This window comes from Mariniradius saccharolyticus AK6 (assembly GCF_000330725.2).
In the GTDB taxonomy this organism is placed as follows: domain Bacteria; phylum Bacteroidota; class Bacteroidia; order Cytophagales; family Cyclobacteriaceae; genus Mariniradius; species Mariniradius saccharolyticus.
In genome coordinates, this window is record NZ_AMZY02000010.1 from 182,626 (window position 1) to 197,400 (window position 14,775).

At 48.2% G+C, this 14,775-nt stretch carries 13 protein-coding genes; 7 read left to right on the top strand and 6 right to left on the bottom strand.

The window, feature by feature from the left end; genetic code table 11:
• Positions 1-569: 569 nt before the first annotated feature.
• From C943_RS10005 to C943_RS10025, 5 genes are all read right to left on the bottom strand, one after another.
• A complete protein-coding gene (locus C943_RS10005) occupies positions 570-1,883 on the bottom strand; it encodes a hypothetical protein (RefSeq protein ID WP_008627266.1) in 1,314 nt (437 codons plus the stop codon).
• A 98-nt stretch (positions 1,884-1,981) separates the two neighbouring features.
• On the bottom strand, positions 1,982-3,364 hold the full coding sequence (locus C943_RS10010; protein WP_040480013.1) for a M48 family metalloprotease: 1,383 nt from the start codon (positions 3,362-3,364) through the stop codon (positions 1,982-1,984).
• Positions 3,365-3,463: 99 nt separating this feature from the next.
• Complete coding sequence (locus C943_RS10015; RefSeq protein WP_008627268.1) at positions 3,464-4,105, bottom strand: hypothetical protein; 642 nt, start codon at positions 4,103-4,105, stop codon at positions 3,464-3,466.
• 118 nt (positions 4,106-4,223) lie between these two features.
• On the bottom strand, positions 4,224-5,024 hold the full coding sequence (locus C943_RS10020) for a 5'-methylthioadenosine/adenosylhomocysteine nucleosidase (RefSeq protein WP_008627269.1): 801 nt from the start codon (positions 5,022-5,024) through the stop codon (positions 4,224-4,226).
• Between the two features lie 245 nt (positions 5,025-5,269).
• Entirely contained in the window at positions 5,270-6,577 is a 1,308-nt protein-coding gene (locus tag C943_RS10025; protein ID WP_008627271.1) for an NCS2 family permease, read from the bottom strand.
• Between the two features lie 133 nt (positions 6,578-6,710).
• Here C943_RS10025 and C943_RS10030 point away from each other — a divergent pair, with 133 nt between their 5' ends.
• The 7 genes from C943_RS10030 (at position 6,711) to C943_RS22625 (ending at position 11,737) form a co-directional block, all read left to right on the top strand.
• Positions 6,711-6,926 (top strand): hypothetical protein, encoded by a 216-nt coding sequence (locus C943_RS10030; RefSeq protein WP_157198501.1) that lies wholly within the window; start codon positions 6,711-6,713, stop codon positions 6,924-6,926.
• Positions 6,905-7,294 carry a type II toxin-antitoxin system VapC family toxin gene (locus tag C943_RS10035; protein WP_040480015.1) on the top strand — a complete coding sequence of 130 codons (390 nt, stop codon included), beginning with the start codon at positions 6,905-6,907 and terminating at the stop codon, positions 7,292-7,294. The genes C943_RS10030 and C943_RS10035 overlap by 22 nt, the downstream gene beginning before the upstream one ends.
• A 99-nt stretch (positions 7,295-7,393) precedes the next feature.
• The gene (locus C943_RS10040; RefSeq protein WP_008627274.1) at positions 7,394-7,894 is read left to right on the top strand and encodes a GNAT family N-acetyltransferase; all 501 of its coding nucleotides are present in this window, start codon (positions 7,394-7,396) and stop codon (positions 7,892-7,894) included.
• A 6-nt stretch (positions 7,895-7,900) separates the two neighbouring features.
• The gene (locus tag C943_RS10045; RefSeq protein ID WP_008627275.1) at positions 7,901-9,046 is read left to right on the top strand and encodes an FAD-dependent monooxygenase; all 1,146 of its coding nucleotides are present in this window, start codon (positions 7,901-7,903) and stop codon (positions 9,044-9,046) included.
• Between the two features lie 97 nt (positions 9,047-9,143).
• The gene (locus tag C943_RS10050; RefSeq protein ID WP_008627277.1) at positions 9,144-10,850 is read left to right on the top strand and encodes a sulfatase family protein; all 1,707 of its coding nucleotides are present in this window, start codon (positions 9,144-9,146) and stop codon (positions 10,848-10,850) included.
• Between the two features lie 253 nt (positions 10,851-11,103).
• The gene (locus C943_RS10055; protein WP_008627278.1) at positions 11,104-11,340 is read left to right on the top strand and encodes a hypothetical protein; all 237 of its coding nucleotides are present in this window, start codon (positions 11,104-11,106) and stop codon (positions 11,338-11,340) included.
• Positions 11,333-11,737, top strand: a complete 405-nt coding sequence (locus C943_RS22625) for a PIN domain-containing protein (RefSeq protein WP_040480018.1) — start codon at positions 11,333-11,335, stop codon at positions 11,735-11,737. Before C943_RS10055 ends, C943_RS22625 begins: the two co-directional genes overlap by 8 nt.
• 227 nt (positions 11,738-11,964) lie before the next feature.
• On the opposite strand, the gene C943_RS10065 is transcribed toward C943_RS22625, so the two are convergent.
• The gene (locus tag C943_RS10065) at positions 11,965-14,772 is read right to left on the bottom strand and encodes a PQQ-dependent sugar dehydrogenase (RefSeq protein ID WP_008627279.1); all 2,808 of its coding nucleotides are present in this window, start codon (positions 14,770-14,772) and stop codon (positions 11,965-11,967) included.
• Positions 14,773-14,775 lie beyond the last annotated feature (3 nt).

Genomic DNA, 14,775 nt, shown 5'->3' on the forward strand with positions numbered 1-14,775 from the left:
AGTCATTTACGCAGTAGCTTTGATGATATCAAGTGAGAGATAAAAGGCCAAATGTAAAAGTTTGGGCGAAGGTTGAAAGTTTGGACGGAGATGCGAAGGGAGATTTGCCTGCAATGGCAAGTATCTGAGACGGGAGACCGCAGAAGCATCGAAATCAGGTTGGTAGCCGAAAGGCAAGCAATCCGAAAAACACAAACCTAAGGTCACGCACCCGGGCAACTGGGGGAAAAGCCAAAATAACCGTAGCTTGACATGGTTTGAGGACCACGGTTTTCAAATGATGAGAGCGGGAAAAATCCGAAAAGGTTTTTCCCGCTTTTTGCTTTTTGGGGGGTGCGGTTATTGATAATTCATCATTTTTTTAAAAGTCCATAGTTGATAGTCCATAGACCATAGCCGTCATAGCTATTCAACATTCAGCGTTCGATATTCGAAATTCAACCAAGAATGTCACCCAACACATTTTTCTCAGGCAGCCAAAGTCCCTGGTTCGGGTGTCTTGTTTCTTGTGTCTTATTTCTCAAGTCTCATATCTCATATCTTGCTTCTCGCTTCTCACATCTCCCCTATCATTTCTCAAACTCTACCTCGTACAACGACATATATTTGCCCAAATCGGAGAATTTGAAAAACAACCTTGCTTTTTTGCCCAATCGGAGGCTGGTGTATTTGTTGGCGACGTCTTCGGGCGTATTCAAGGGTTGGAGTGAGGGATACCAAATCACATGGCCAGGTTTTTGGATTAGCAGTTGGGGTTTGGTCCAAGCTTGGGAATTATTGCCTTCTCCAAGCTCTTTGTGGGGATTGAAGGAAATGTACAGCTTATCACCGATCCATGATTGGCCTTCGACCCTACCCATAAGCATGACCCAACATTCCAAATAGTCATTCCAACTGACTGATGGCCCCCAATGGAATCCTCCCTGAGGAGATGATGCGGGACCACCACCTTCTTCGGCAGGTATCTGTAAACTCGCCACAGGTTTGCCAATACCATCCCAGGCGGCATTGAAGCCTGTGCCATCCCATCGTTTGGCTTTCCCCTGCGGATCATCCAAATCCGTGATCTTGATGCGTGCGATGCTGATGCACTGTCCGCCCGCCTCGACCAACGGATCATAGCTCGCCGCATCAAACACGCCGGGGTAGCCATATTCTCCATAAAACAGGTACAGGTATTCGCCCACGGCCACCGCAGAGGGGTCACCGACACCTCCAGCAAAAGTCTTGGAGATATTGTGTGGTTTCAAGATCATGCGAGGTTGTTTGTCTTCCAAAAACAAGCCCTTGTTGTCCCAGGACCAACCCCCATCGGTGGACTTCATGACACCGATGCGGCAGACTGCTGCGGGCGTAATTCGCTCTGTCAGCCCAAGTGGCCAATCCTTGTCTATGTAGCCTTCCCCGGTTTCGGAATCATAGGGAAGAGTTTCGGGATAGTTCTCATTGTGGTAAATCGCATAAAGCGTCCTACCACTTGGATCCTTGGAATCCTGATAGACGGTCTCAAACCACACGGCCCCATGTAGGCCAGGCTGTCCAGCAGGAGCGTTTTTGGGTAGTTTGGGAGCGATGTATTCAGAAGCGGGCGTGGAAAACACTTCGTCCGCATTGGATCCAGAGGCAAACTTCAAGTCCTCGGCAAACCCCCAAACAGGGTCTTCTCCATATTTTCCCGGAAAAATCCGCAGCGTATCTCCCACCCACACTTCTGCCATATTGCAGTCCACAAAATTGTTGAAATGGAAAGTGTCGGTCTCGATGAGGCGAAATTTGGGGATTTCGAAGGATTCAGCGGTTGGCGGCTCGGTTTTCTCGGTTTTGTTCTGACAGCTAAAAAGTAGGAACGCCGAAGCCGCGAGAGCCAATAGGAGTGATTTCATGGTTTATTGGGATTTTCCTCCAATTTAAACAGGTAAACCCAAAAAAGACAAGGCCCAGACTTTCAAAATCCTGGCCTGGCCAAATTATTTGTTATTTCTCAGTTTTCCTCAATCGCCGTTGCCACTTGACCTACGAGATACCCCTTTCGCTGGATCAATTGGTCGATGCTCTGGAGCTCGGGCTCCACGTGTTTGCCCTCTTCTTTCAGCTTCAGGAGAAATTCCCGGTATTTCATATAGGATTCTTTGGCCTTGTCGGGTTGGTTGAGTCGGGAATAGACGATCCCCGCTTCTTTTTCCAAATCCGCCAAGGGCTCAATGGATTTCCCCTTGCCCTTCTGGATGTAATCCAAGGCCAGTTGAATGGAGTAACGATCGTTGGATATCCGACGCTGTATCCTGCTGAGTAGGAGGTAGTCTTTGTCTGTGGCCAAATCCAGGTTATTCAACCTCTCGGTCAGCTGCATGGCGTAGAAATAGTTTTTCAAATGGTATTCCTGCCAAGCGGCGGTGCTGATGGCGTTGGCTATCACTCCTGTGTATTGGTAGTCGTCCAAGCTTATGATTTCCGGGTATTGTTTCAAAAAAGCCTTCCCGTACCGCTGCGCCTTGATGCGCTGCTCGCTGGTATATTGTGCGCCAATATCCTCCAAGGCGCTGGTCGAAAGGAAATACACCGACATGCCCAGGTCAGCCGATACGCTGTAATCCGGTACGTAGCCGTAGTTGATCCCATCGACGGTCTGGGCAGTAGCCATCGTAACCGCTGCAATCGTCGCCCAAGTGCGGGCACGGGCTTCGGTCTTTAGCCGCGCATTGAGATTGATCAGGTTATGTTCCAAAACAACATGTGCCACGCATTCTGCCAAGACATTCATCAACTCCGCCTCCGTTTTTGTGCTGGCAAGCATTCCCGTGGTGAGCACAATCATCCCATTGTCAAATGCAAATCCAATCTGCTCTGTCGAATTCAATACCACAATCGAAAAGTTGCTGGAACGTTCTTTCACCAAAGGCGTGGGGTGAATCAGATTGACCATCTGGTACAGATAGTCATAGAGCATATCGTCTTCAAAAACCATTTTGTTGCTCAGGGCAGTGGAATAGTAGTCCAAGGCCTCTTGGTGCAGCTCTTCCCGCCTACCGCGCTCCCACCCGACCTTGTTGACGTTTTCGGCCCGATTTTCAATCCACACCATTTCCCAAAAGTCGTGGCCTTCATCCAACAGTGTGATCTTGTCCTCACTGACGGCCCTGACTTCCGTGAATACATGTACCAAGTATTGGGGTTTCAAGGTATTCGGATTGGTCCTTTTGGCCAAAATGGGGATGGTGTCGCCGACATGATAATGGGCAAAAGGCTTTGAAACGATTCCATTGAGGTAGATTTTCTGCTGCGCGGATAGATGTGTGGAACACAACAGGACAACAAGTAGGGAGAGCGTCAATTTCTTTTTCATATCAAAAATCTTTATATCCATGATTGGTTACGGCTAATCCAAAGGGGAGGTTACTAAAAAATTCGATAAAAGGCGAAAAATTGAAAGTCTCACCTTGTGCAAATCAACAGTAATCCAGCCTCATTGTAGCCCATAATTCTCCCATCGTGGAAGCACCATTTCACTCTTTACCAGCGCCTGAATCCCAGCCACGGTGGTAATTGAATCTTGGTGTCGTGCAAAAAAAGCCGGCAAATTGGCAGCGTTGGCAATCACACGGTCGAGCTCAGGATCTGTTTTTCCGAGTTTGAGCAAAGCCCGTTTTTGCTCCAGTAGGAGCGAAAGCAAGCTTCGGTTGGCATATTCGGGATAAAGGTTATCGTTGTCAAAAGCCTGCTTTTTGTCCAGACCCAAGGCGAGTTTTTGGACAGCGGCGATTTTGACAGGAACACTGTCGGGACTTAACTTTTCAACATCCGCCAAGACCACATCGATAGCAACAAAAAACCGATTCAGCTTATGGCCGATTTCGAGATCAAGTTTTTCGACGATTTCCTCGTGCTTGAAATCCTGCTGGACCTTGACCTGATAATCGCTGTACGCTTTGGCACCAATCCAGGTAAACGCCGCCGACAAAAGCCAAATCCCAATCTTGGAATCAAAAATTTTGAGAATCTTGAGCAGGGTGGTTTTCGGGGTTTTCTTCTCAAGGATTTCCTCCAATGTCTCGATCCGGTAGGTTTCGAGCGCTTTGATTTTCTCTTTTTCTTCGTGAGAAAGCATAGTGGGCTAGGTTAATTTTCAGGTTGTTTCCCTTAACCCAAGTTAACAACAACGCATCTTATTAAACCAAGCGGAGAATGTGAATTAGCCAACAATTGTGAAACATAGGCAAACAAGCCTACCAATTTTCCAAGATCGACAATACCAATCGGGAGGAATTGACGGAAGCAGGGCCGACGAACTGTTCAAAATTGGTGCGTGCATCGTGGTTCGCATTGTCGCTGCAGCTGCGAATCACTACGAAAGGAATCCCCAAGGTCCTGCAGATATGGGCAACCGCCGCACCTTCCATTTCGGCTGCCAAAGCGCCATATTCCCCATACAGCCACTGCGCCTTGTCTGGGCTACTTACAAACATATCGCCCGTCGCAATCAAACCGGTAAATACGCTGGGCTTTCGTCCTGAAAGACTATTGAATTCGACTTGATTGGAAGCAGTTTGGCTTTTGAATACCAATATCGGATCTGAGGGGATAAAAAGCTCCGTTTGGTGCCCGCCTGTGAGTTCGCGATAGGTGGTTACCGAAAAACCGTTTCCGTCGTACTTTCCAAAGTCATGCTGGAACAAGCGGTCCCCAATCACCATATCGCCCGGCAAGGATTCGGGATGCAGGCCACCCGCGACACCGGTGAAGATCAAGGCATCTATATCGAAATTCTGCACCAACACCGCCGTGCTGTAGGAAGCGTTGATTTTTCCTACGCCTGCTTTGAGAACGACTACTTTTTTCCCCCGGATTTTTCCTTTGTAAAAGTCGATCCCGCCGATAGGCACTTTCTTTGGACGCTTCATTTCGCCCAATAACAACTCTATTTCCTGATCCAATGCCCCCATCAAAGCGATCCTTTGGGAAAGCGTCTCGGAGACTGGAACCAGCCAAAACACCAGCAAGAAAGAAAATGCCCACAGTTTTTTCATGCCACAAAGATCACAAATGCCCTTTGATCCGCCATGGATTTGGGATGACTGGAGATAAAAAACAAATCAGGGAAGAAAGTCGCTACAAAGACGCCGACTTCATGATATGACATTCATCATTCGATATTCATTATTTCAAGGATCAAGAATGATGAACAAGGAACATCGAACGTCGATCTCCAGTCTTGTATCTTGTGTCTTGCATCTTGTGTCTCAAATCTCATATCTCATATCTCCTCTCTCCCCTACTGCCAAAGAAAAAACAGTGCCAAAACCGAAATCACAGCCAGAATGGGGTTGACTTCTCGTTGGCCTCCGGTCAGCAGATTCAGCACCGTCCAACTGATGAAGCCAAATGAAATCCCTGTCGACAGGCTGTAAGTAAACGGAATCAATACCATGGTCAAAAAGGCCGGAATCGCTTCTTGGGGAATTTTCCACTCAATCTTTGTAAGAGGAATCACCATAAATGAGCCTACCAAAACCAATGCAATCGAGCTGGCTACAGCGGGAACGATGGATAGTAAGGGCGAGAAAAACATAAACGGCAGAAAAAGCAAACCTGCTGTGATGGCGGTCTTTCCCGTACGACCGCCTTCCTCGATACCAACAGCCGATTCGATGTAGGCCGTCCCCGAGCTGCTGCCCACCAATCCCGCAAACAAAGTCGCAAAGGCATCCGTCAGCAAGGATTGGCGCATATTGCGCGGAATGCCATCGGGGTCCTTCAAGCCCGAGGCTTCCGCCAAGCCCACAAAAGTCGATATCCCGTCAAACAAAATCGTGAAGGTAAACACGAATATCACGGGCAAAAATCCGTACCGAAGCGAACCCAAAATATCGGCTTTCAGCAACAAACTGAAATCCGGCGTGGCAAAGAAACCGGAATAATTTACGACCGTCGCCGTGCCGAAATTAAACGCGGAAGCGTCGCCCCACCAGCGTCCGATCGGCCAAGCCAACAGCGTGGTGACCAATATCCCCAAGATAATCGCCCCGCTGACTTTGCGGATGATCAGCGCCGCCGTCACCATCAATCCAAGCAGAAAGGTCAAGCTGACCGGATCTTTGAACGATGCCATCCCCACCAATGAAGCCGGATTGTCCACGATGAAGTGTGCGTTTTGGAAGCCAATGAAACAGATAAAAAGACCAATACCCGCCGATACGGCATGGCGCAGGGAGACAGGAATCGCCGCAATGATCTTCTCCCGAGTCTTGAAAATGGACAAAAGCAAAAAGATCACCCCCGACCAAAACACAGCACCCAAGGCTTCCTCGTAGCTCAATCCATAGCCCTTGACCGCCGTGTAGGCAAAAAAGGCATTGATACCCATGCCGGGGGCGACGACAATGGGATTTTTGGCATAAATCCCCATCATAATGCTCCCAAAAGCCGACACCAATACCGTCGCGGTCACGACGCCCGAGAAGGGCATCCCCGCATCGGCCAAGATGGCGGGATTGACGATGATGATATAGAAACAGGCCAAAAAGGTACTCAGGCCGGCCAGGATTTCAGTTTTGGTGTTGGTAGGTTTGATACTTCCCATATGATTTTTCCAAAATTGAAAAATAAGGGGAACCGGGATGAAAAGCAAAGAGGCTTTCCGATTCGACGAAATGATTTGTCTGCCAAAAAAGATTTATTCGTACATTTATCCAAGAGATAAAAATCCCGCCGCGATGGATACCATTTTGATACAGATAACCAACGAAAAAGCCTACAAGCTAATGGAAGATTTGGAGGATTTGCAACTCATCAGGATACTCCAAAAGAAGCAAACTCATTATGAAAAACTTTCTGAAAAATACGAAGGCAAGTTAAAATCGGAGGTTGCTGAGGAAATGCATGAATATCTTTCAAAAGGTCGGGAAGAATGGAAAGACAGAAATACCTAATCGACACCAACGCAATTATTGATTTTCTAGCTGGAAAACTGCCAGCAAACGGGCGTAATTTTTTAGTCGAATTAGTCGATGCGATACCGCAAATCTCCGTGATTTCCAAGATTGAATTGCTGGGATTCCAGACCACCAATGATCAATATGAAATTTTATCAGGATTCGTTCACGATGCAAAAATTCTAGGATTATCAGAGACAATCGTTGAAAAATGTATTGACCTGAGAAAAAACCACAAAATCAAACTTCCGGACGGGATTGTAGCAGCCACTGCTTTGACATGCGATTTGTCGCTAGTGACTCGTAATGTTTCGGATTTCATTAACATCCCAAACCTAGTAGTAATCAATCCCCATAACCTCTGATCTCGCTTTTTGAGTTGTCAAATCCATATAGCTCCTGCTTTCTTTAACTTAAATGCCCACTTTTTATATTTTGATTCCGCTTAAACGAACTTCTTCGAAATGACTCTCAGTCCTCAAATCAACTTCCGAAAAGCAAACCTTGCTGACCGACAAGCCCTTTGGCAAATTATCCAACCCGTAATCCGACAGGGAGGAACGTATGTCTTTTCACCAGATTCGGATGAAGACAAAATCATGGGCTATTGGCTTGGGAGGGACAAACAGACCTACGTGGCGGAAATTGAGGGGAAAATCGTAGGGACTTTCTTTATCAAGGACAACCAACCTGACCTAGGAAACCATATCTGCAATGCGGGATTTATTGTGAATCCGAATGTGGCCGGACAGGGAATCGGCCGACACATGGGGCTTTTTGCACTTAATGAAGCGAAAAGGCTAGGCTACCAAGCCATGCAGTTTAACTTTGTCGTCAGCACCAATACCCATACGGTACGCCTTTGGCAAAGCCTCGGATTCCAAGTCATCGGGGAAGTCCCCGATGCCTATCGACATCCCGAACTTGGCTTGGTATCGGCTTTGGTGATGTACCAAAAACTCTAAGACAGGATGAAAACAGACTTTTTGATCGTGGGCGGTGGCATTGCCGGATTGACGACTGCAATTGCACTGAAAAAAATCGGCATCCACGCAATTCTCGCCGAAGCATCTCCCGAAATCCGGGCTGTCGGTGCCGGCCTCGCCCTTGCTGCCAATGCCATGCAGGCACTTCGACAAATAGGCATATCGGAAGCGGTCATTCCGCTCGGCCGGGAACTGAAAGCCTTTACCATCTATGACCAAAAGGGGAAACCCATTTCCAAAACCAATACCGACCCAGCCAACTCCCGGTTTGGCATCAGCAATTTCACCATCCACCGTGCGGCACTGCACAGTGCCTTATTGGCACGGCTCGATGCGGGGCAGGTATTGACGGGAAAACGGTCCAAAGACATCGCTGAAGAAGGGGATGCCTATCGTGTTGATTTTGAAGACGGCAGTTCGATAACTGCTGAAAATGTAATCGTCGCGGAGGGAATCCACTCCCCCATCCGAAAAAAACTCCTCCCCACTTCGAAAATCAGGTACGCAGGCTATACCTGTTGGCGGGGCATCACGGACAATCCATCGCTTCAAATCGAGGAAACATCCGAAACATGGGGAGCAAAAGGGCGCTTCGGCGTTACGCCTTTGGCAAACGGCCAGGTGTATTGGTACGCGTGCATCAACAGTCCACACGCCAATTCAACTTTGAAGGATTGGGGGAAAAAGGAACTGATGGAGGTTTTCAAGGATTTCCATACGCCGATTCCGCAGGTGTTGTCAGCGACAAGGCCCGAGCGGATCATTTGGAACGATATCCTGGACTTGGAACCCATTGATCGTTTTGCCTTCGGACGAATCGTCCTGGTCGGTGACGCAGCCCATGCCACCACGCCCAATATGGGCCAAGGGGCCTGCATGGCAATCGAAGACGCAGCAGTTTTGGCGAGTTGTTTGTCCAAGAACACGGACGTCGCGGAAGCTTTTTCGGCCTTTGAAAAAAGAAGGCTCAAGCGCACACACAATATCGTCAAGACTTCTTGGACGCTTGGCAAAGTCGCTCAATGGGAAAACAGCTTGCTCCGCGCCATTCGTGACAAGGCCTTTCGGATGATTCCGGCAAAGCAAAGACAAAAGCAGATCGAGGCGCTATATGCCGTGGATTTGGGTTAGGGGCAAGGAAAATTCAGCTCCCGTCTGTGTAAATGGCCCGCTTCAGATTGGTGGCAAAAACGATGTTTTCTAAATTTAACCATTCACAAAATGGACTATGAAACTTGTAAGCCCCCACTTCTACGTTGTCTGCATTCTGATCCTGGCTTTTTCCTGTGGTCAAAAAACCGAACAAACCACAGCCCCACAGCGTCCCAACATCGTCTTCATCATGTCGGACGACCACGCCTATCAGGCAATTTCAGCTTATGACAACAAGTTGATCAATACGCCCAATATCGATCGGATTGCCAAAATGGGCATGCTGTTTACCAACGCCAGTGTCACGAATTCGATTTGTGCACCTTCGCGGGCGACCATTTTGACGGGTAAACATTCGCATATCAACGGCAAGGTGGACAACCATTTTCCCTTCGACACTACAAACGTCACCTTTCCCCAAATCCTCCGTGCCAACGGCTACCAGACCGCTATGTTTGGGAAGCTGCACTTTGGCAACAGTCCAAAGGGATTTGACCAATTCAAGATTCTACCCGGACAGGGCAATTATTACAATCCTGATTTTATCACCAAGAATGAAGGAACCGTCCGCGTAGAAGGGTATGTCACTGACATCATCACGGACATGACCCTGGATTGGCTGCAAAACGAACGCAAAGCCGACCAGCCGTTCCTGCTGATGTACCTCCACAAGGCTCCTCACCGGGAATGGCTTCCCGCAGAGCGACACTTAGCCAAATATACCCAAAAGACATTTCCAGAACCAAGCACCCTATTTGACGACTACTCGGGTCGTGGAAGTGCGGCCCGCGAAGCAGAGATGAACCTCCTCAAGCACATGAACTGGGCGGGCGATTCCAAAGTCTATCCCGAAGTGATGCAGGAACTCGGAATTCCAGATCTATCGGGCTGGGATAGGCGCGCCTTCGAAGGAGAACGCAGCAGGCAAAACGACAGCCAGCGCGCCAATTGGGACAAATACTACAAGCCGCTCAATGAAGCATTTAAGAAGGATTTTCCAAAAATGTCCGAAAAAGAGAAGATGCAGTGGCGGTATCAGCGCTATATGCAGGATTATCTCGGTACCATAGCAGCCGTGGACGAAAACGTAGGCCGTGTATTGGATTACCTCGAGGCAAATGGACTGATGGAAAACACGATCATCGTCTATACTTCGGATCAGGGATTTTACTTGGGCGAACACGGATGGTTCGATAAGCGCTTCGTGTACAACGAATCCTTCAAGACCCCACTACTGATTTCATGGCCCGGCAAAATCAAGGCCGGAAGTCGCTCCGACGAAATGGTGCAGAACCTGGATTTTGCGCAGACCTTCTTGGATGCGGCGGGAATCCCTGCCCCGAGCGATATGCAGGGCGAGAGCCTGATGCCTCTTTTGACCGGAAATGGCAACCAATGGACCCGTGAGGCGGTTTACTATCATTACTACGAATATCCCGCAGTGCATATGGTAAAGCGGCATTATGCCATCATCACCAAGGACTACAAACTCGTGCATTACTACTTCGACGTGGATGAATGGGAACTTATCGACCGCAAAAACGACCCCAACGAAATGCGCAATGTGTATGATGACCCTGCCTATGCGGAAATCAAAAAGCAACTCCATGCCCAACTCGATGGCCTCAGGGAAAAATACGGTGACAATTCCCAAATCAGCCAAAGTTACATCGACCGCTACCTGCAAGATATTTCCAAACAACGCGCCTTTGGTGCCAACCAACAAAAGGTCAAGGAAATACTCGACAAAAAGGGGCTAAAGGCGGCTTATGAGTTTGATTGATGTTATGTTGTCCGACGGTTGCGCCGTCGGACTTTTGGTAAAGTCGCCTTTTGCAACGCACCTAGGAACCGAGCCACAGGGTCAATACAAAAACATCCGAAGGCATAGTCTTCTGATATCGAAAATAAGTGCCTTTTATCATTGATCTAAGAGTAGCGTATACGAACTATTCACTCTTACAAATCGTAATGTGTTTTAATTTGGGTAATTAAAAATTTTTCTAAACTTATCATTATCAAGAATCCCCTCTCTTATGATCAGGCAAATCATCGTCCCGAAAAAAAAGACATACACATTGGAAATTCCCGAATCATACATCGGCAAGAAAATTGAATTGATCGCTTTTGAAATCGGTGAAACTGAATCGCTTGTATCTGATTCTGAAAGAGACGCATCGGTCCAAAATCTTTTTGAGAAGTTTGAAGGATTGACCTTCGACGGAAAAGGTGAGTTTGTTTTCAGTAGATTAGACGCAATTGACTATGAGTAAAATAGCGGTTGATACAAATGTTTTGCTCTATTTTTTTTTGAATACCTCTGAAACTGAGCGAAGAATCAAAGCTGCTGAATTGATTTCAAAGGAACCCGTTTTTAACTCCCAATCCCTTAGCGAATTAATAAATGTCTTGACTAGAAGATGGAAATATTCTAAGGAGTCGGTCATTCAGGTTAGCACCAAATTTTTGGAGGTTTGCAATTATGTACCACTCACCGAAGAATCGATAACGCTAGCATATGACATTTGTAAGAATTATGACTTTCAAATTTTTGATGCCTTTGTTGTATCGACCGCTATCGAATCTGGGTGCGAGTCCCTTTACACTGAAGATTTACACCATGGCCTAATCATTGACAAAAAGCTTACGATCATAAACCCGTTTGCCTAAAAACTATTTTCTCCCCCTCCGCTTTAGCTGATAGTCACAAACGGCGATCCCAATTGTTTATTGATGAACTTTTTCAATAAAAAAACCGCCCAGTTCTCTAGGCGGTGGTTTTGTCGCCCGACCGTTGCACCGTCGGACTCAAGGTAGAGTCGTTTGAAGCGAAGTAATATACCAAGCCAAAGGCTCTAGACTCAGGAATCCGAAGGCACAGCCTTCGGATAACAGAGCTATTCCCTCACATTCATAAACCTGATTTCCTGGATGTTCATCAATATTTCTTCGGGTTTGGCTTGGGGATTTTTGAAGACAAAGTAGATGTTCTGCTTTCCTTCCACAGCTTGGCTCAGGACGACTTGGGCCTTGGTGGCATTTTGACGGCGCCACTCGATGGGATTCACGCCAGCTGGAGGGCGCATAAATGCTTGCTCCTTTGGCGCCACCGCATTGCTCGTACCAATCAGCGCGCCGGTCGGCGATCCCAAACGCACCTCAACCTGTCCACCCTTTGCCTGTACGCGGGTACTGACCTGTACATACAGATCGATCTGCTGCACCCCGGTCAAATCAATATCCTCAAATCCCACCTCTGAGTCGTTTCCGGTCACAAAGAAATTGACTTGGGGCGTGGTCATCAATTGGACACCTTTTCGATGACTTGATTCCTGTGGATTGAGGAAAGGATTTTTCAAAGCCACAAAATCAAGTCCAGAAAGTGAACCTACTTGTCCGGCACCTTTGTCTGCATAAAATGCCCGCAATAGATATCCTCCCTGCCCATCTTCACCTTCTGGAACGGCTGGCTTAACACTTCCCTTTAAAGGCAAAGAGGCAACCGTTGGCTTCACTTCATTGACAGACAGGATATATTCAACCATCCTCCTGGCATCTGCCTCACTCAAACCTGGGTGTGCAGCCATGCCATGGTCGCCCCATACGCCGCTGCCTCCATTGATCACCTTGCTGATCAACAGCTTCACGTTTTCAGGGGTTTTTGGATAGCGTTCGGCTACAGCTTGGTAACTCGGGCCAATCGATGTTTTGTCCAATTGGTGACAAGACTTACAATCACTGCCTTCGATCAGATTTTTGCCCAGGTTCAATACAGCCATGCTTTCCGCACCGCTTTGCTTGGAAGCGATTTCGATCGGGTCAAAACCTTTTGGCACATAATCGAACGTAATCGCAACCTCCTCTTGTTTGATTTTGCCTTCGGCAGTGCTGCCGTCTTCCTTGTCTGTAACGCTTACTTCGTAGGAGAATTCAGGTTGGCCAAAGTAGAAGGTGCGGTTACCGGAAAAAGCAATGGAGACCTGAGGTGGTTCGTTGCCAGCGGTGACTTCGAGGGTTTGGGCGTTCTTTTCGCCTTTTGTATCCGTGACGGTCAAGGTCACCTGATAAGTACCCGGTTGGGTAAATTCGAAGCTCGGATTGGCTTCCTTCAAGAGGGTGTTGACTCCGTTGTCGGAACTGATGAGCCATTCGTAGTTGAGCTTGCCTCCATCGTAATCATCATAGTCATTGGTTCCTTCGGAGGAAAACTTGGCGGTAAATGGAACCGCTCCCGCATTTTTGTCCACTGCCGCCGTCACGTTGGGCTTGCGGTTGCCTGCATTGTACTCGATTTTGATAAGACGTGAATTGGCATTTCCCCTGAACCAAGCACTGCCGTATTCCAACACGTACAATGCCCCGTCCGGCCCAAAGGTCATGTCGATCGCCGAACTAAAGGTATGGCTTGGCATAAAGCGCTCCATGGAAACATAGTCTCCATTTTTGTCCATCGTCACAGCCATAATCCAGCCCCGCATAAAGTCCACGATGAGCCATTTTCCTTCGTAATAGGCTGGGAAAACAAACGGCGCATCCTTTTTGAAATTTGCTTTTCTAAACACGGGACCGCCTGTGGCGCTTCTTCCCGAGCTTCCCAGCATTGGAAATTCCTCAGAAATGCCATAGGGATACCAGATCATCGCGGGCACCACCGGAGTCGGGAGTTCCCGCAAGCCTGTGTTGTTGACCGATTCGTTGACCGGCTTGTTCACATCGTAAGGCGCCCCATATGTCCCGGCAGCATGGTCGTGGCGGGTATAGGCTTGGTTGTTGCCGATGAAATAAGGCCAGCCAAAAAAGCCCGGTCCCTTGGCCTGATTGAACTCGTCGTAGCCTTTTGGTCCCCAAATGGAATCTACCACGGCATCCGGTCCAACTTCACCCCAATAAATGAATCCAGTCTCGCTGTCCCAAGAAACCCTCCAAGGGTTGCGATGGCCCATGGTGTAGATTTCCGGTCTTGTTTTTTCTGTTCCTTCGGGAAAAAGATTTCCCTTCGGAATCGTGTAGGTACCATCCGGTTCGGGATGGATGCGCAGGATTTTGCCACGCAGGTCATTGGTATTGCCGGGGGCGCGCTGGTCATCGGCGTTTTCATGCCCGGGCCTTTCATCCAAATTGGAGCTGCCTTCCCGCGGGTTGACGGTATTGTTTCCAACGGTCAGGAACAGGTTACCATCCTTGTCGAAGGCCATGCCTCCACCCGTATGGCAGCATTCCTCCCTTTGGGTCTGAACTTCGAGTACGACTTTTTTGGAGGATTCCACCAATTCATTCCCTTTCAGTTCCCAGCGTGCCAAGACATGCTTGGGCAAATCCGGATCTGCATAGTACATGTAAATCCAGTTGTTTTTCTCATAGTTCGGGTCCGCAATCACACCCATCAGGCCTTCCTCGGCTTCACGTACAGCGCCTTCCTTGTTGGTATACTTCGTGTTGACAGGAATTGTGGCCACAAGGGTCACAGTCTTGGTCGTTTCGTCCAAAATCTTCACGCCGCCCTTACGCTCGACAAATAGAATGCGGTTGCCGGGAAGAAAAGTCATTGCCATGGGTTCGTCCATCCCCTCGGTCAAGACAACTGGCGTGAACCTGTTTTCGTCAGGTTTGACAGTAGGATCGTCTTTTGGCCCACAGGCGGCAAACCACAGAAACAGGATTCCCATGGCCAACCATGGGGATTTTTTGAAATGGGAAATATTCATAGT

Coding starts and splice junctions, on each gene's coding strand:
- C943_RS10005 (WP_008627266.1), bottom strand. CDS start 1,883: ATGAAATCACTCCTATTGGCTCTCGCGGCTTCGGCGTTCCTACTTTTT.
- C943_RS10010 (WP_040480013.1), bottom strand. CDS start 3,364: ATGGATATAAAGATTTTTGATATGAAAAAGAAATTGACGCTCTCCCTA.
- C943_RS10015 (WP_008627268.1), bottom strand. CDS start 4,105: ATGCTTTCTCACGAAGAAAAAGAGAAAATCAAAGCGCTCGAAACCTAC.
- C943_RS10020 (WP_008627269.1), bottom strand. CDS start 5,024: ATGAAAAAACTGTGGGCATTTTCTTTCTTGCTGGTGTTTTGGCTGGTT.
- C943_RS10025 (WP_008627271.1), bottom strand. CDS start 6,577: ATGGGAAGTATCAAACCTACCAACACCAAAACTGAAATCCTGGCCGGC.
- C943_RS10030 (WP_157198501.1), top strand. CDS start 6,711: ATGGATACCATTTTGATACAGATAACCAACGAAAAAGCCTACAAGCTA.
- C943_RS10035 (WP_040480015.1), top strand. CDS start 6,905: ATGGAAAGACAGAAATACCTAATCGACACCAACGCAATTATTGATTTT.
- C943_RS10040 (WP_008627274.1), top strand. CDS start 7,394: ATGACTCTCAGTCCTCAAATCAACTTCCGAAAAGCAAACCTTGCTGAC.
- C943_RS10045 (WP_008627275.1), top strand. CDS start 7,901: ATGAAAACAGACTTTTTGATCGTGGGCGGTGGCATTGCCGGATTGACG.
- C943_RS10050 (WP_008627277.1), top strand. CDS start 9,144: ATGAAACTTGTAAGCCCCCACTTCTACGTTGTCTGCATTCTGATCCTG.
- C943_RS10055 (WP_008627278.1), top strand. CDS start 11,104: ATGATCAGGCAAATCATCGTCCCGAAAAAAAAGACATACACATTGGAA.
- C943_RS22625 (WP_040480018.1), top strand. CDS start 11,333: ATGAGTAAAATAGCGGTTGATACAAATGTTTTGCTCTATTTTTTTTTG.
- C943_RS10065 (WP_008627279.1), bottom strand. CDS start 14,772: ATGAATATTTCCCATTTCAAAAAATCCCCATGGTTGGCCATGGGAATC.